Source organism: Cryobacterium glaciale, assembly GCF_004402535.1.
Classification (GTDB): domain Bacteria; phylum Actinomycetota; class Actinomycetes; order Actinomycetales; family Microbacteriaceae; genus Cryobacterium; species Cryobacterium glaciale.
Window position 1 is genome coordinate 380,386 of the sequence record NZ_SOEY01000006.1, and the last position, 16,393, is coordinate 396,778.

The following is a 16,393-nucleotide window of genomic DNA, read 5'->3' on the forward strand; positions in this document are numbered from 1 at the left end:
CGCCCGACGGGATCACACCACACAGTCTCTGCTCAGGCCTGGCAGCGCGGGCACCAGTACAGCTTGCGGGCTGCCATCTCCTCGAGCACGATGTGGGTGCCGCAGACCCGGCACGGCAGCCCCTCCCGCTTGTAGACCCAGTGCCGGTCGGCCCGATTTCTCATGGCGAGCCGGTAGGGCTCGCCTTCCAGGCCGTCCATGGTCATCATCTGACCGGTCGCCACTCCCAGGTGCAGCAGGTGGGCCCAGTCGCGCCAGAGGTCGCGCACGGTCTCGTCGCTGAGCGTTTTGCCGGGAGCGTGCGGGTTGAGCCCGGCTCGAAAGAGCATCTCGGCTCGATAGACGTTTCCGATGCCGCTGACCACGGTTTGGTCCATCAGCAGCCGACCGATCGGTGTGGGCTTCTTGCGCACGACGGCCACGAAGCGCTCTTCGGCTTCCGGCGTGTTGTCCAGCTCGGGGTCTGGTCCGAGCTTGGCGATGACGGCGTCGACCTGGGCCGGGTCGAGCACCTCACACGCGGTCGGGCCGCGCAGGTCGGCGCAGACCGTGTCGCTGAGCAGGCGCACGCGCACCTGGCCGACCGGCTCCGGCGGAAAAGTGTCGGCGAGGTCGATCTCTTTTTCCTGCTCCGACATGCGCACCCGGGTGCGGCGCGGTGCCCCGATGCTGAAGATCGAGTTCTCCCCGTCCTTATCGAACGTCGGCGCATCGGCGGGTAGATCGGTCCCGTGCTGGTTGGTTTGACCCATCCGCCCGTTGGCCGACGCCATCGTGGCATCCATCTGAATTTCGCCGCTGAAATCCCAGGCACCGTACATACCCAGGTGGATGCGCAACCACAGTCCGTGGTCGAACTCCAGGAACATCTGCTTGCCGACGGCGCGGGCATCCGTCACCGTGTGCCCGCTGAGCTGCTGGGCACCGGTCACGAACCGGCCCTGCGGCGAACTGACCGCGACCCGGTGGCCGATGAAGTTGCGTTGGAACTGGCGGGTGATGCGGTGGACGGAATGACCCTCTGGCACCTCAGTTCACCGTCCGTCGACGTCTTTTCCGGCGATGGTTCCGGTTCGTTCGTACTCACCAAGCTGGCGGATGCGCCGCGTGTGACGCTCCTCGTCACTGAACGGCTCGGCGATGAAAGCGTCGATAAAGCCGGTGGCCTCCGCGATTGTGTGCTCGCGGGCACCGATCGAGATGACGTTGGCGTCGTTATGCTCACGGGCCAGTCGGGCGGTGCTGAGGTTCCAGACCAGGGCGGCCCGGACACCGGACACCTTGTTCGCGGCCATCTGCTCGCCGTTGCCCGAACCGCCGAACACGACGCCAAGTGCCTCAATGCCGCTTTCCAGGTCGTCGACGGTGGCCTGCGCTGCGTTGATGCAGAAGGCGGGGTAATCGTCGAGGGCGTCATAAGCCTTGGGCCCGTGGTCGATGACCTCGTGACCGGCCTTGCGCAGGTGCGTGATCAGGTGGTGGCTGAGGTCGAGGCCAGCATGGTCCGTGGCGATATGGATGCGCATGTGAGCAGTCTATTTAGTGCTGGGGGGTGTGATGACCGACCGGCTGACCGATCGGCTCGAAGATCGGCTCGCGGGTGCGGCTGCGCTTCAGCTCGAAGAATCCGTCATAACCGGCCAGGGCCACGACGCCGTCCCAGAGGGCGAGAGCGGCATCGCCCATGGGCGCCGGGGAGATGACCGGGCCGAAGAAGGCGACTCCGTTGACGGAGATCACCGGGGTGCCAACATCCTGACCGACACGGTTGATGCCGTCGAAGTGGCTGGCTCGCATTTCGAGGTCGTACTCATCGCTGTCCGCGAAAGCGGCGAAGCTCGCGGGCAGGCCCACCTCGGCGAGCGCGGCGGGGATGACCTCGTCGGGATTGCTATTGCCTCCGGGATGAATCTGGGTGCCGAGGGCGTCGTAGAGCGCCTTGACCATCTGCTCGCCGTGCAACTCACCGGCGGCCGCCACGAGGCGAGTGTATTTGAGTGCCCGCGGAAAGAACGCCGCGTACTCCTCGCTCACCTGCTGGTCTTCGTTGAGAACGGCGAGGCTCATCACATGCCAGGTCACCTCGAAATCGCGAAGGCGGGCGACTTCGTCCACCCAGCGGGAGGTCATCCAGGCCCAGGGGCAGGATGGATCAAACCAGAAATCTACGGAATCAGTCATGTCCCCAGCCTAAGCAGAAGCGGCGGGGTTCTCCCCAATTTGAACGACGCCATTTGCGCAATGCCCCCCATGAGGGGGTATTGTGGATGGGTTGAAAAAATCTGCACCACGCAGTACAGCTTTGTCTTCGCAGCACAATATCTCCCCGGGAGAAATTCACATGCCCACTGACCGAAGCACGTCCAACCAGAATTCCGGCGCCACGAGCGCCGCACTGAAGCCCACGAAGTCCCTGCGCCGCCGCCGCATCGCCGTCTCCGACGTCAACGTCGTCGACAAACCGATCATGAAGCGTGCCCTCGGCGGCACCATCGTGGGAAACACCATGGAGTGGTACGACGTCGGAATCTTCGGCTACCTCATCACCACCATGGGGCCGGTCTTTCTGCCGGAAGCGGACGCATCCGTTCAAACGTTGTTCCTGCTCGGAACCTTTGCCGCGACCTTCTTCGCCCGCCCCCTCGGCGGGGTTTTCTTCGGCTGGCTCGGTGACCGGATCGGCCGCCAGAAGGTGCTCGCCACCACCCTGATCCTGATGGCCGCCTCGACCTTCGCGGTCGGGCTGCTGCCCGGCTACGCGCAGATCGGCGTCTGGGCCGCCGTGTTGCTCGTGTTCGTCAAGCTCGTGCAGGGTTTCTCGACCGGTGGCGAGTACGCCGGTGCGACGACGTTCGTGAGCGAGCACGCTCCCGACAAGCAGCGCGGCTACTTCGCGAGCTTTCTCGACATGGGCAGCTACCTCGGGTTCGCCATCGGCGCCTCGCTGGTCTCGGTGCTGCAGCTCACGCTCGGCCAGGAGGTCATGGAGGACTGGGGCTGGCGCGTCCCGTTCCTCATCGCCGGGCCCCTCGGCCTGATCGCCATCTATTTCCGCATGAAGATCGACGAATCGCCCGCCTTCCAGGCCACCCTCGACGCCCAGGAGGCAGCGCAGAAGAACCCGGTCGGCGCCACGGCCGAAACTCCCAAGGGCCCGATCAATATTTTCAAGGCGTACTGGCGCAACATCATCATCGCGATGATCCTCGTCGCCGCCGCGAACACCGTCGGCTACGCGCTGACCTCGTACATGCCCACCTATCTCACCGAGAACAAGGGCTATGACGAGCTGCACGGAACGGCGCTGACGATCCCGATTCTCGTGGTCATGGCTCTGTGCATCCCGCTCGCCGGTCGGCTGTCCGACCGCATCGGGCGTCGCCCGGTGCTGTGGATCGGAGCCGTCAGCACGGTCGTGCTGGCCTATCCGGCATTCCTGCTGATCGGCATCGGTGAGATCTGGTCGACCCTGCTCGGCCTCGCATTCATCGCGTTCCCGGTCACCTTCTACGTCTCCAACCTTGCCTCGGCCCTGCCGGCCCTGTTCCCGACAGCGAGCCGCTACGGCGCCATGGGCATCTCGTACAACTTCGCCGTCGCCATCTTCGGCGGCACCACCCCGTTCATCATCGCGGCGCTCATCGTGGGCACCGGCAACGACCTGATGCCGGCGTTCTACCTGATGGGCACCTCACTGATCGGAGCCATCGCTATCTTCTTCCTGCGGGAATCGGCCAACCGCCCGCTTCCGGGTTCGATGCCGAGCGTGAACACCGACGAGGAAGCGCACGAGTTGGTCAAGACGCAGGACGACAACCCCCTGCTCGACACCGACGAGATGCCGTTCGACCACACCTTCGAGCCGCCCACGAATGCCATCCCCATTCAGGAACCGGCCCGGCTGTAGTCCGGCAGCTGCAACGGGCGTGTGCGGCTTCGGCCGCGCACGCCCGCTTCTTTGTGTCCGTTCACGCAAATCCCCCCAAACGGATGCTCCCAGTCGGCCCGCGTAGAATTCGCTGATGACCACCGCGCCCCCCACCACTGCGCCCACCAGCACTGATTCCACCAGCACTGAGCCCGGCCCAGCCGAATCCAGCGCGCCGGCCACCGAGGCGCCTTCTGCCGACTTCGCCGGAATCGACCCGCACGACCTCGAGGTGACCCTGCGAGTGCTCGCCTCGCTCAGTGATATCGACCCGGACAGCGCCGACTTCGTCACCGTGCGGCAGGCCACAGCCAAGATGTTCAAGTCGGTCAAGATATCGCGGCGCTTGGAGAAGCGTGCCGTCATCGCCGACGCCGACCGCAGCGTCATCGCCGCCACGGCCACCGGCGCCCCCACCCGCATCGACGATGAGACCCGGGGCGCCCAGCTCTCACTCGGCACGAGCGCGGCCACGGCCGGCGAACTGCTGGTGCCGCGCGCCTGCTATATCTGCAAGCAGAAGTACACCGTGGTCGACGCGTTCTACCACCAGCTCTGCCCGAGCTGCGCCCTGTCGAGCCACGCCAAACGCGATGCCCGCACCGACCTCACGGGCAAGCGCGCCCTGCTCACCGGCGGCCGCGCCAAGATCGGCATGTACATCGCCCTGCGGCTGCTGCGTGACGGCGCCCACACCACCGTCACCACCCGGTTTCCGCGCGACGCGGTGCGCCGCTTCGCTGCCATGCCCGACTCCAGGGACTGGCTGCACCGCCTGCGCATCGTCGGCATCGACCTGCGCGACCCGGCCCAGGTGATCGCCCTCGCCGACTCGGTCGCCGCCCAGGGCCCGCTCGACATTCTGATCAACAACGCCGCGCAGACCGTGCGGCGCTCGCGCGGCTCGTACTCCCCTCTGGTCGAAGCCGAGGATTCTCCGCTGCCCGACGGCCCGCTGCCCGAGATCGTGTCGTTCGGGCATACCAACGACGCGCATCCGCTCGCCCTCGCCGCGTCGGTCTCCGGCCACCCGCTGCTCGCTGCTGGCTCCGGTGCCGCCGCGCTCACAGCGGATGACCTCACCCGCCTCGCCCTCGCCGCCGGGTCGTCGTCGCTCGAGCGGCTCGCCGCCGGTACCGCGATCGACGCCGGCGGGCTCGTGCCCGACCTGCACTCCCGGAACAGCTGGACCGCGAACGTGGAGGACGTCGATCCACTCGAGATGCTCGAAGTGCAGCTGTGCAACACAACGGCACCATTTTTGCTGGTGAGCCGCCTGCGGGCCTCGCTCATGGCATCCGCTGCCCGCCGCACCTATATTGTCAACGTGTCAGCGATGGAAGGTGTGTTCGGTCGCGGCTACAAGGGGCCCGGCCACCCGCACACCAACATGGCCAAGGCCGCGCTCAATATGCTCACCCGCACGAGCGCGAAGGAGATGCTGGAAGACGGCATTCTCATGACGAGCGTCGACACCGGGTGGATCACCGACGAACGCCCGCACCCGACCAAGGTGCGCCTGGCCGAGGAGGGCTTTCACGCCCCGCTCGACCTGGTCGACGGCGCAGCCCGGGTGTACGACCCGATCGTGCGCGGCGAGGCCGGCGAAGACCTGTACGGGGTCTTTCTCAAGGATTACCAGCCGGGCGCCTGGTAGCCGCAGGCCCCCCTGGAAGCCGGGCCGCCTCTCTGGTCGCCGGGCCGCCTCTCGCGCGGGTACTTGCTGCCCGCGCCCCCGGAAGCTGCACGCGCCCCCGGCACGCCAGCCGCGTCAGCAGCTCGAGGCCGCGCGTGCAGCATTCGACAGCGCCCAGTGGATGCCGCAGCCGCAGCTCATCGGCGCGGGTGCAGCAACCGCCCGCGCCAGCACGGCACAGCACAGCACGAAAGTCAGCGTCGTTCGGAGACATCGTGCCGGATGGGCAGCCGGGCCGCGCCGGTCAAGGCAATCAGTCGAGATCGAACGCCGTGTGAATGGCGGCGCTGAGTTGTGACTCCTGGCTCGGGAGCAAGAAGCCGATTTGGCGGCCGAGGTTGGCGACCGGGATGGTGACCACGTTGTCGCAGCTCACCACACAATCCTGGTCGAGGCCGTTCGCGGGACCGACCGATACTTCGGTCGAGAGTCCCCGCATGGTACTGTTGGGCGAGTTCGTCCAGATCGTCGGCTTGCGTGAAACGGGCGGTCAGAACGCGCACGTCGCGCAGGGCAATCTCGCGCCGCCGTTCTCGTTCGAGGGCGCGAATGATCACGGCAGCACGGCTGCTTTCCCGCCCTTCACCCACCGCCTGGTCGAGGTATTCCACTATCTCGTCGGGCAGGCGCACCACAATTTGTCGGCTCATGTCGGGAACATACCATCATGGGATTCATCTCGGTATAGCTCCAGGGAATAGCGAATTCTCGAGGAAACCACAGGTCATGTGGCAAAAAGCGTCGCTGCTAGGCCGACCGGATGCTGCGCCGCACCCTGGTTATCGGGCACGGGAACCGGGCCGCTCAGGGAGCAGTCCAGCAGCACCGGGCTGGGGCCGTCGGCGGGGTGCAGCATCCGCTCGCCGTCATTTTCTGCGCTCCGGTACCGGTAGCTGTACCGGTCGGGGTGCAGGCAGAGACCAGCGGATGCCCCCACCTCGATGAGCGCGAGCGGCCCGGCGAGGGCCGCCAGGGCCGGCAACAGCACGGCGCACCGCCCGGGCTCGTTGGTCTGGGTCGCATGGGCCAGGCAGGTCGCCGCTACGACGGCCCAGTGCTCGCGCAACCAGGCCGCGAGCGCCGGGTACTCCCCCACCGCTGCCCCGTGCAGCCGGGCCGCGCTGAACACCAGGTTCGGTTGTCGCTTCACCGCTGGCAGCTGCTCGATCAACGCGACGGTCTCGGGATCGTCCGCTACCCCGGCGGCCCAGCGTTCGTAGCAGGCGCTCATGCCGCGCGCTTCACGCAAGGCGAAGGCTCGGTAGCGCTCGCTCGTGGCGATCGAAGGATCCGTGCTCTCTCTCATGGGCACATCATAATCATGGTTAGGCTTGCGGGGTGCGATGGCGCCACGAGTGCCAGAGCTTCACAAGCGTGAATCGAATTGGAGATCTAAGTTGCCTGGAGAAAACCTCACCCGCATCGAAGCGAGCGAGCGCGCAGCGCTCGTCACCGTAGCAAGCTACAACGTCGTGCTCGACCTCACCACCGGCCCCACCACGTTCGGCAGCACCACGGCGGTTCGCTTCACCGCAACCCCCGGCGCCTCGACCTTCATCGACGCCATCACGGCCAAGGTTTATTCGGTGACCCTCAACGGTGCCGCGCTCGACCCGGCAGTCGTGAGTGACGGCATCCGCATTCAGTTGGACGGCCTGCAGGCCGAGAACGAGCTGCTCGTTGTCGCCGACGCGCTCTATACCAACACCGGTGAGGGCCTGCACCGCTTCGTCGACCCGGTCGACGACGAGGTCTACCTGTACAGCCAGTTCGAGGTCCCCGACTCCCGCCGCGTCTTCGCGGTGTTCGAGCAGCCCGACCTCAAGGCGAAGTTCTCCTTCACCGTCACCGCGCCGAGCCAGTGGCAGGTCGTCTCCAACTCCACCACGCCCGAACCCATCGATGCCGGCAACGGTGCCAGCACCTGGGCGTTCGAGCCGACCCACACCATCTCGAGCTACATCACCGCGCTCATCGCCGGCCCATACGCCGTCGTGCGCAGTGAACTCACGTCGAGCGACGGACGCACCATTCCGCTCGGGGTGTTCAGCCGCAAGAGCCTCAGTGAATACCTCGACGCCGACTACATCCTCGAGAAGACCCGCCAGGGCTTCGCTTACTACGAGGAGAAGTTCGGCTACGCCTACCCGTTCGACAAGTACGACCAGCTGTTCGTGCCGGAGTTCAACGCCGGCGCCATGGAGAACGCCGGCGCCGTCACCTTCACCGAAACCTATATCTTTCGCTCCAAGGTGACCGACGCCATCAAGGAACGCCGCGTCGTGACGATTCTGCACGAGCTCGCGCACATGTGGTTCGGCGACCTCGTCACCATGACCTGGTGGAACGACCTCTGGCTCAACGAGAGCTTTGCCGAGTGGGCGTCGACGATCGCCACCGCCGAAGCCACCGAGTGGCACGAAGCCTGGACCACCTTCGCCGTGATGGAGAAGAGCTGGGCCTACAAGCAAGACCAACTACCGTCGACCCACCCGGTCGTCGCGACCATCCGCGACCTCGACGACGTGCTCGTCAACTTCGACGGCATCACCTACGCCAAGGGCGGCTCCGTACTCAAGCAGCTCGCCGCCTGGGTGGGCATCGACGCGTTCTTCACCGGCGTCGGCTCCTACTTTCAGAAGCACCAGTGGGGCAACACCGAGCTGCGCGACCTGCTGATCGAACTCGAACTGGCGAGCGGCCGCGACCTCGGCGAATGGGCTGCGCTCTGGCTGGAGACCGCGGGCGTCAACACCCTGCGCCCCGAGATCACGGTCGACGAGGCGGGCCGTATCACCGGCTTCGCCGTGCTGCAGACCGCCGCCGCCGATTACCCCACCATTCGCCCGCACCGCCTCGCGATCGGCTTCTACACCTTCAACGACGCCCACAAGCTTGTGCGCATGCACCGGGTCGAGCTCGACGTCGACGGCCCACGAACGGATGTCCCCGCCCTCGTCGGCCGCGAGCGCGCGGACCTGATTTTGCTCAACGACGACGACCTGAGCTACGCCAAGGTACGCCTCGACCCGGCCTCGCAGGCGGTGGCCCTCGAACACCTCGCCGCCATTGAGAGCCCGCTCGCCCGAGCCCTGGTCTGGGGTTCGGTCTGGGACGCCACCCGCGACGCCGAAACCTCGGCACGCGACTTCGTACGGCTGGTGCTGAACAACGTGGCCACCGAAACCGAGTCGACCACGCTGCGCACCGTGCTCGGCCAGGTCGTGCTCACTGCCAGCTACTACGTGGCCGAACAGCACCGCGCGACCGTCACCACCGAGGTCGCCGACGCTCTGTGGACGCTCGCCCAGAATGCAGCGGCCGGCAGCGACGCGCAGTTCCAGTTCGTGAAGTTCTTCGCCGCGGTCGCGGCCACCACGGCGCAGCTCGACCACGTGACCGCCCTGCGCTCGGGCGAGACAGTGCTGGACGGCCTTACGGTCGATACCGACCTCGCCTGGGAGCTCCTCACCGCCCTCGTGGCCGGTGGCCGCGCCGACGCCGACGTGATCGACGCGGCGCTCGCGGCCGACAACACGGCCACCGGCGCCCAGTCGGCCGCCCTGGCCCGGGCCGCCCTCCCCACCACCGAGGGAAAGCAGGCTGCGTGGTCGTCGCTCATCGACGTGGACACGGCCGCGACGACCATCGTGCGAACGACGGCCGCCGGATTCCTCCGGGTGAATGACGCGAAGCTGCTCGAGCCGTTCGTCGCAACCTACTTTGACATGCTGCAGTCGGTGTGGGAGGCGCGCAGCTTCTCGATCGGTGAGAAGCTCGTGATCGGCCTCTACCCGGCGCCGCTGAACAACCAGGCCCTCGCCGACGCGACGCAGGCCTGGCTCGACGCCAACCCGGAGCCGGCCGCGCTGCGCCGCCTCGTGGTCGAGAACCTGGCCGGAGTCGAGCGTTCACTCCAGGTGCAGGCGCGCGACGCCGAGTAGTTCGCAGCCTGCACACGACCCCGCGATCGGCTTCAGGCTGGTCGCGGGGTTTCGTGCATCGCGCGGTTCACAGCAAACTCCACGCAAACCGAGCGGACAGGCTGCCCGCGTTGCAGGCACCGGGTCGCGCCGGCCGCACGGCCGGGCTCGGCGACCCCGGCCGGGGCCGCTTCCCGGGCGCCGCCGAAGCCCCTCGATAGACTGGCTCTGATATGAACTGGGAAACATTCTGGGCCGACCTCGGCGCCTACTTCGCGCAAATTCCGTGGACCGTCTATCTGGAGAAGATCTTCGCCGTCGCGATGATCATCGTCATCGCTTTCGCCCTGCGCTGGGCCCTGCAATTCGTGATTCGCCGGGTCGTACAGCAGATCGTCTCCGGCGTCAAGAAGAACCAGAAGGTCGATGATACCCAGGCGCTGAACGTGTCACCGCTGGCCGCGGTGCGAGTCGTGCAGCGCTCGCGCACGCTCGGTGCCGTGCTGGCGAACATCGTGAACGTGTTCATTCTGATCACCGCGCTGCTGCTCATCGTCACGACCCTGAACCCCGACATTCTCGGTTCTTTCGCGCTGCTGACCGCAGCGATCGGTGCCGGCCTCGGTTTCGGCGCGCAGAACATCGTCAAGGACATTCTCAACGGCCTGTTCATGGTCGTGGAGGACCAGATCGGTGTGGGCGATATCGTCGACGTGGGATTCGCATCCGGTGTCGTCGAAACGGTGGGAATTCGCATCACTCAGGTGCGCGATGTCGACGGCACGCTGTGGTTCGTGCGCAACGGCGAGATTCTGCGGGTCGGCAATATGTCGCAGGGCTGGGCGCGCGTCATCATCGACCTCGCCATCCCGTACAGTTCCGACGTCGAGGCCGTGCAGGACGAACTGCTGCGGGTGGCGAGTGCCCTCGCCTCGAGCCGCAAATGGCGCGCGTTCATCCTCGAGAAGCCCGAGATCTGGGGCCTCGAGTCAATCACCGCGGAAGCCCTCGTCACCCGGCTCGTGGTCAAGACCCGGGTCTCGGCCAAGTGGGACTTCGCCCGCGACCTGCGCCTGCACATGAAGAAAGCCCTCGACGGCATGGGCGTGCCGCTCACCCCGCTCAACAGCGTGGTCATGACCACCGGCGACGGCACCATCGACGGCTCGGCCATTGAGCCCATGGAGGGCGCCCTCGACGCGGCCGAAGAAGCCGCCGCCGCCGTACCCGATGTCGTCGCCGGCGTGCGCACCGGTCCCGTGTCGGTGCGGAAGCCCCGCGGACCGCGCAAGGCCAAACCCAAGGACGTTCCGGCTCCGCTGAAGACGCCAGACCCCGAAGTTCGTGGCGACGGCCTCGACTGACCCCGTACCCGAAGAGAAAGCTGCACCACGTGACCTCTGAACGACACCCCACCGACCAGCCGAGCGCCCCCGCCGCCGTGCACCTGCGCGAGAACGAGAACGGTCAGGCCGCGGTCCCCACGTTCTTCGACGAGGTCGGCGGAACACCGTTCTTTGAAAAGCTCGTGCACGACTTCTACGTGGGTGTGGCCACCGACCCGGTGTTGAAGCCGATGTACCCGGAAGACGACCTCGGGCCGGCCGAACACCGGCTGGTCATGTTCCTCGAGCAGTTCTGGGGTGGTCCGGGTACCTACAGCGAGCAGCGCGGTCACCCGCGTCTGCGCCAGCGCCACGTGCCGTTCAAGGTCAATCCGGATGCCCGCGACCGGTGGCTCGGCCACATGCGCGTCGCCGTGGACGCGGCCAACCTACCGCCGCTGCAGCGGGGCATCCTCTGGGATTATCTCGAGCGCGCAGCTTTCGCGATGGTGAACAGCTTCGAAGAGTAGCTCGCGCGGGCACGACCGGTGATCGGCGGTCGCTAGGCTCAGCTAGACACGTGGATCGAACAACCTCGTGATCCGGAGAGTTCGCATGCACGAGAGTACCGCCGCACACGGCGAAAACCCTTCCGTCACCGTGACGCCCCCGCAAACCGACCCCGTCGTAGCCGCCATCGAGGCCGGAGACGCCTATCGGTTCTCCGAACCGGAGGTGCTCGAGCGTTTCGCAGCTCGTCGCTCCGGCCTGACCAACCCCGAAGTCGCGCTGAACCGGGCCCGCTACGGCGACAACGTGATCGTGCAGGTGCTGCAGGAATCGATGCTGCTTCGGTACCTGCGCCAGTTCAAGGACTGGATGATCGTGCTGCTGCTCGCGTGCGCGGCGATCACCGGCTATCTCGGTGACACACTGACCTCGGGCGTGCTCGTGCTGCTGGTGCTGTTGAACACCTCCATCGGGTTCGTGCAGGAATATCGGGCCGGCAAGACAATGGATGCCCTGCAGCACCTTGCGCAGTCGCTGACCCAGGTGCTGCGGGAAAACGTGTTCAATCAGGTCGATTCCGCCGAACTGGTCGTGGGCGACGTGGTGCGCCTGGAGGAGGGCGCGGCGGTGCCGGCGGACATCCGCCTGATCGAGGCGACCGCGTTCTCGACCAATGAATTCGCCCTCACCGGCGAGAGCGATCCCACCCGCAAGTACACGCACGCCATCATGCGCGAGGTCGCGGTGGCGGAGCGGCACAACACCGCGCATGCCGGAACGACCGTGGCGACGGGTGAGGCGATCGGTGTCGTCGTGGCTACCGGAGCCCATACCGAGCTCGGGCGCATCGCCCGGCTCACCCAGTCGGCGCCGCGCACCGTGAGCCCGTTGCAGCGCGAGATGGGCTATCTCGCCCGCAACATCACCTATGTCGCGGTAGCCCTCGCCCTCGTGCTGCTGGTCGTCGCGGTGCAGGCGGACCTGCCGTTCCACGAGGCGCTGCTGTTCGCGGTGGGGTTCGCGAGCGCCGTTATTCCGCAGGGACTGCCCGCCGAAGTCAACACAGCCCTCGCGCAGGCGGCCGGGGCGCTCGCACAGCGCCAGGCTCTGGTCAAGCGGCTGAGCGCGGTCGAGACCCTCGGCGCCACCGAGGTGATCTGTACCGACAAGACCGGAACCCTCACCAAGAACGAGATGACGGTGACCGAATTGGTCGTGGCCGGCCGCGATTACGTCGTGAACGGCATCGGCTATGCGCCAGAAGGCACGATTGTTCCGACGGGCAGCATCGAGCGGGCGGGCGCGGCTGGCCCGGGCGCGGCATCCGCTGATCTGGCGCGGCTCACGGCGCTTCTGCGCACGGGCTTTCTCGCGAGCAATGCCCGACTGCTCGCCCCCGACGATTCCCATGCCGGGTGGCACATTCTGGGCGACCCCACCGAGGGCGCGCTCGTCACCGTCGCGGCGAAGGTCGGAATCAACCTCACCACGGCTGAGCGCGAAGTGCGGGAGTTTCCGTTCGACTCGGCGCGCAAACTCATGACCTCCATTCGTGAAAGCCCGGACGGCACGCTTGTGGCGCACGTGAAAGGCGCGCCGGAGAGCATTGTGCAGCGCTGCTCACGCATCGACGACGACGGCACCCTGCGGCCGATCACCGACGCCGACCGCGAAGCCTTTCTCGACCGGCACGCCGAGAAGTCCGATCGTTGTCTGCGCAACCTCGCCTTCGCCACCCGCGAGATCAGCAGAGCGGATGCCGACGTCATCGACCCGCAGACCGTCGAACGCGATCTCGTGCTGCTCGGTCTGGTATCGATGGTCGACCCGATTCGCCAGTCGGTACCAGGCGCCATGCGCACCGCGCTGGACGCGAAAATCAGGGTGAACATCATCACCGGTGACTTCTCGCGCACCGCCGAGGCCATAGCCCGGCAGGCCGGCCTGGACAGCACGGACCAACTGACCGTCGTCACGGCCGACGAACTGCGCTCGATGCCCGACGATGAGGTGCTCGCGCACGCGCTCAAGGGCTACACCGTTTTCAGCCGGGTCGACCCGGAGGACAAGACCCGCATCGTCGACCTGGTGAAGAAGTCGGGTCACGTCGTCGCCGTCACCGGTGACGGCATCAACGATGCGCCGGCTCTGCGGCATGCCAGCATCGGCGTCGCGATGGGAGCGTCGGGCACGGATGTCGCCAAGGAAGCCGCCGAGGTCGTGCTGCTCGATGACAGCTTCTCCACCCTGGTCGGCGCCATCGAGAAGGGGCGGGTGATCTACGCGAACATCGCCAAGGGTGTGCTCGCCTGTCTCACGTCCAACGTGGCCGAACTCGTGGTCAACGTCGCGAGCCTGCTGCTTGCCACGATCGCCGGCGTTCCGCTCGCGCTCAACGTGCTGCAGATTCTCGCGATCGACCTGCTCGGCGAGTTGTTGCCCATCGCCGCGCTCGGGAAGGACCCGGAATCGGGCCGGATCATGAAGCGTGGGCCGCGCGACCCTTTATCGCACATCGTCAACCGGCGCAGCATCCTCGACGTGGTCTATGCGGGGTCCCTCATCGGCCTGCTCGCGATCGGCAACTACCTGCTGTTCTACGGGCGGGCCGGCGTCGACCCGTTCGACGGCACGCCCACCGCGGCGATCGTGGCCCAGGCCACCACCATGACCTACGTCACTATTTTGGTCTGTCAGCTGGTCAACATCATCCAGCGTCGCAGCGAGCTGGGTGCGTTCAGCCGCTACCAGTTCTCGAACCCCACCTTCTGGCTCGCCTGCGCCTTCGGCGTGGCGGTGATGCTCGTGATCGTCTACGTACCGTTCGTCAACGTGCTGTTCTCGACCGGCCCGCTCGGCTTCACCGACTGGGGCTTCGTACTCCTCGCCGCCCTGATCTACCTCACCGTACGCGAGGCCGGACGGCTGCTTCGCAGCAGGCGCCACCAGGTCGCCTAGGTGACGCGGTTCCTGCGTCCTGAAAGTGGCTGGCATCTAGTGTCGATGAGAGGGCTGTGCGAGGCTGACTTCATGGACCGCATCGATCCCCAGCCCGCCGCGAGACACTCTCTGTCGGAACGGACCGTGACGGTCAGTAATGGAACCTGCGCTGGATCCTCACCCACCTGATCGAGGAGACGGCCAGGCACAACGGCCACGCCGACCTGCTCCGCGAGGCCATCGACGGAATCGTCGGCGAATAGTCGGCAGCTGCGAATGGCGATCGTGCTGGGTGACGGCCCCGCAACTGCGACCTTGGTCCGGCTCGCGCGCATCGGGCTCGGCGGTCCTCAGGTCGACGGCTGGTGGTTCCCGCATCGGCGGTATCACGGGATCGGCGCGAACCCGACAGGGAGTGGGACTCGAACACACCATTCCCGCGGACGCCAGAAGTTCAGCTGGATTCACATCGACGATGTCGTCAAAGCGGTCAAGTTCATCGTCGAGAACGACGCGCTTGACGGGCCGGTCAACCTGTCGGCACCGCGAATCAGTGACAACCGCACCCTCATGGCGACGCTTCGGCGGCGAGTCGGAGCCGCCGTCGGGCTGCCAGCATTCAGGTGGATGCTCGAGCCGGCCATGTTGATACTGCGCACCGAACCAGAATTGGTACTGAAAAGCCGCTGGGTCACGCCGGAACGTCTGCTTCAGGCTGGATACACATTCACCTGGCCCGATCTCGGACCTGCGATCAACGATGTTGTGAAGCGATAATCTGCCTTTCTACGTTGGAACACCGCTGGCCCGACTTCAGGGCGCGGTGAGGGTCCCGACCGCCTCGCAGGGGCTGGCCGTTGGATCCGCTCGGTGCACGCTCGTGGCCAGCATCCCCAGGAGACCCGCGAGCCGGTGGGCGTCATCCGCTGCCATTCCCGAGAGGATGCTGGTTTCCACGTCGGCCACGCGCTGCTCGTAGCGGGCGAGAACGCTCACTCCCTCTGCTGTGGCTCGAATCTTTCGCGCCCGGCGATCAGCGGGGTCGGGAATGCGTTCCACGAGCGTGGCGTCCACCATGCCGTCGAGCAGGTAGGTGAGCACGGTGCGATCGATGGCCAGATGCGCTCCGATAGCCTGCTGGGACGGCAGGTCACGGTGAATGACGGTGGACAGCACCTGGTAGCAGCGCACTCCCCCTGGCAGCCCTTCGACCGCGGTCTCGACCTGTCGCTGATACCCGCGCAGCACCATCGCGAGGTTCCACCCGAGGTCTCCCGGCACCGTGGCCGGCAGAATCGATTCGGAAGTCATGCAAGCCATCGTACCTCAAACCATGCAGTTGCATAGATATTCGTCTCCATATATGATCTGTACAACATCATATTTCAACGGGAGTAACGCCATGAGCAGTCAGCAGGCCACCACCATCGGTATCCTGGGAGCTGGGCGAGCGGGAACAGCCCTGGCCCGGCAGGCAGTGAAGGCTGGGTACCAGGTGCGCATCGCAACCACTGCGCCCGCGGCCGAGAACGCGCTGCTCGTCGACATCGTGACCCCGGGGGCGGTGGCCGTGGAATCAAGCCAGGCCGCGGCATCCGATCTGGTGGTGTTGGCCATTCCCCTGCACAAGTACCGCACGCTCAACCAAAGCGACCTGGCCGGCCGAATCGTCATCGACGCGATGAATTATTGGGCGCCGGTCGACGGCGTCTTCGATGACTTCGAGAGCGACTCGCGCACCACGAGCGAAGTCGTCGAAGAATTTCTGCGCGACGCTCGCGTGGTGAAGTCCCTCAACCACATTGGCTACCACGAGCTCGAGGAAGACGACCAGCCAGCGGGTACAGCGACGCGGCGAGCGCTCGCACTGGCCGGTGACGACGCCCGGGCGAAGGCGTTGGTCGCGAACTTCATCGACCGCCTCGGCTACGACGCCGTCGATGCCGGACCGCTGGCCGCCGGCCGCTCCTTTCAGCCGGCCACCGAGATCTTCACCGGCAGCCACACGGCGAACCAGCTGGTCGCCCTCATTCAGAAGGTCCGTCCGCTCGTGGACGCTGCCTAAACCCGC

13 protein-coding genes and 3 pseudogenes are annotated in these 16,393 nt (G+C 66.3%); 9 read left to right on the top strand and 7 right to left on the bottom strand.

Translation table 11 applies throughout. The features are described from left to right. Positions 1–32: 32 nt before the first annotated feature. Genes E3O06_RS03530 through E3O06_RS03540 form a run of 3 tightly spaced genes read right to left on the bottom strand, consistent with a single transcriptional unit; the run spans position 33 to position 2,181 of the window. Positions 33–1,028, bottom strand: a complete 996-nt coding sequence (locus tag E3O06_RS03530) for an Fpg/Nei family DNA glycosylase (RefSeq protein WP_134501593.1) — start codon at positions 1,026–1,028, stop codon at positions 33–35. A gap of 6 nt (positions 1,029–1,034) precedes the next feature. Next, on the bottom strand, positions 1,035–1,526 hold the full coding sequence (locus tag E3O06_RS03535) for a ribose-5-phosphate isomerase (RefSeq protein ID WP_134501594.1): 492 nt from the start codon (positions 1,524–1,526) through the stop codon (positions 1,035–1,037). A gap of 13 nt (positions 1,527–1,539) precedes the next feature. Further along, positions 1,540–2,181, bottom strand: coding sequence for a mycothiol-dependent nitroreductase Rv2466c family protein (locus E3O06_RS03540; RefSeq protein WP_134501595.1), 642 nt, complete (start codon positions 2,179–2,181; stop codon positions 1,540–1,542). 160 nt (positions 2,182–2,341) lie between these two features. On the opposite strand from E3O06_RS03540, the gene E3O06_RS03545 reads away from it, so the two are divergent. Together E3O06_RS03545 and E3O06_RS03550 are read left to right on the top strand one after the other, a co-directional pair. Next, positions 2,342–3,907, top strand: a complete 1,566-nt coding sequence (locus tag E3O06_RS03545) for an MFS transporter (protein WP_134501596.1) — start codon at positions 2,342–2,344, stop codon at positions 3,905–3,907. 115 nt (positions 3,908–4,022) lie between these two features. Beyond that, positions 4,023–5,585, top strand: a complete 1,563-nt coding sequence (locus E3O06_RS03550) for an SDR family oxidoreductase (RefSeq protein ID WP_134501597.1) — start codon at positions 4,023–4,025, stop codon at positions 5,583–5,585. 292 nt (positions 5,586–5,877) lie between these two features. Here the strand turns inward: E3O06_RS03550 and E3O06_RS18235 are convergent, their stop codons facing one another. The 3 genes and pseudogenes from E3O06_RS18235 to E3O06_RS03565 all read right to left on the bottom strand — a co-directional run bounded on the left by E3O06_RS18235 (position 5,878) and on the right by E3O06_RS03565 (position 6,930). Continuing rightward, positions 5,878–6,000 carry a hypothetical protein gene (locus tag E3O06_RS18235; protein ID WP_277612237.1) on the bottom strand — a complete coding sequence of 41 codons (123 nt, stop codon included), beginning with the start codon at positions 5,998–6,000 and terminating at the stop codon, positions 5,878–5,880. Positions 6,001–6,202: 202 nt separating this feature from the next. Further along, positions 6,203–6,274, bottom strand: a pseudogene (locus tag E3O06_RS18355) (hypothetical protein); the annotation flags it as partial. Positions 6,275–6,348: 74 nt separating this feature from the next. Then, positions 6,349–6,930, bottom strand: coding sequence for a DUF2332 family protein (locus tag E3O06_RS03565; RefSeq protein ID WP_198415770.1), 582 nt, complete (start codon positions 6,928–6,930; stop codon positions 6,349–6,351). A gap of 91 nt (positions 6,931–7,021) precedes the next feature. Here E3O06_RS03565 and pepN point away from each other — a divergent pair, with 91 nt between their 5' ends. The 6 genes and pseudogenes from pepN to E3O06_RS03595 form a co-directional block, all read left to right on the top strand. Next, positions 7,022–9,568 carry an aminopeptidase N gene (pepN, locus tag E3O06_RS03570; RefSeq protein WP_134501599.1) on the top strand — a complete coding sequence of 849 codons (2,547 nt, stop codon included), beginning with the start codon at positions 7,022–7,024 and terminating at the stop codon, positions 9,566–9,568. A gap of 212 nt (positions 9,569–9,780) precedes the next feature. Further along, positions 9,781–10,911: a mechanosensitive ion channel family protein gene (locus E3O06_RS03575; protein ID WP_134501600.1), complete on the top strand. Its 1,131-nt coding sequence runs from the start codon at positions 9,781–9,783 to the stop codon at positions 10,909–10,911. Between the two features lie 83 nt (positions 10,912–10,994). Beyond that, positions 10,995–11,402 (top strand): globin, encoded by a 408-nt coding sequence (locus E3O06_RS03580; RefSeq protein ID WP_134501687.1) that lies wholly within the window; start codon positions 10,995–10,997, stop codon positions 11,400–11,402. Positions 11,403–11,487: 85 nt separating this feature from the next. After that, positions 11,488–14,340, top strand: a complete 2,853-nt coding sequence (locus tag E3O06_RS03585) for a cation-translocating P-type ATPase (RefSeq protein ID WP_134501601.1) — start codon at positions 11,488–11,490, stop codon at positions 14,338–14,340. Positions 14,341–14,483: 143 nt separating this feature from the next. Further along, positions 14,484–14,585, top strand: a pseudogene (locus tag E3O06_RS03590) (mycothiol transferase); the annotation flags it as partial. A 7-nt stretch (positions 14,586–14,592) separates the two neighbouring features. After that, positions 14,593–15,099 (top strand): annotated as a pseudogene (locus E3O06_RS03595) (DUF1731 domain-containing protein); the annotation flags it as partial. Between the two features lie 36 nt (positions 15,100–15,135). On the opposite strand, the gene E3O06_RS03600 reads toward E3O06_RS03595, so the two are convergent. After that, entirely contained in the window at positions 15,136–15,633 is a 498-nt protein-coding gene (locus E3O06_RS03600; RefSeq protein ID WP_166788084.1) for a MarR family winged helix-turn-helix transcriptional regulator, read from the bottom strand. A 91-nt stretch (positions 15,634–15,724) separates the two neighbouring features. Here E3O06_RS03600 and E3O06_RS03605 point away from each other — a divergent pair, with 91 nt between their 5' ends. Further along, positions 15,725–16,387 (top strand): NADPH-dependent F420 reductase, encoded by a 663-nt coding sequence (locus E3O06_RS03605; protein WP_134501604.1) that lies wholly within the window; start codon positions 15,725–15,727, stop codon positions 16,385–16,387. Positions 16,388–16,393: the final 6 nt, after the last annotated feature.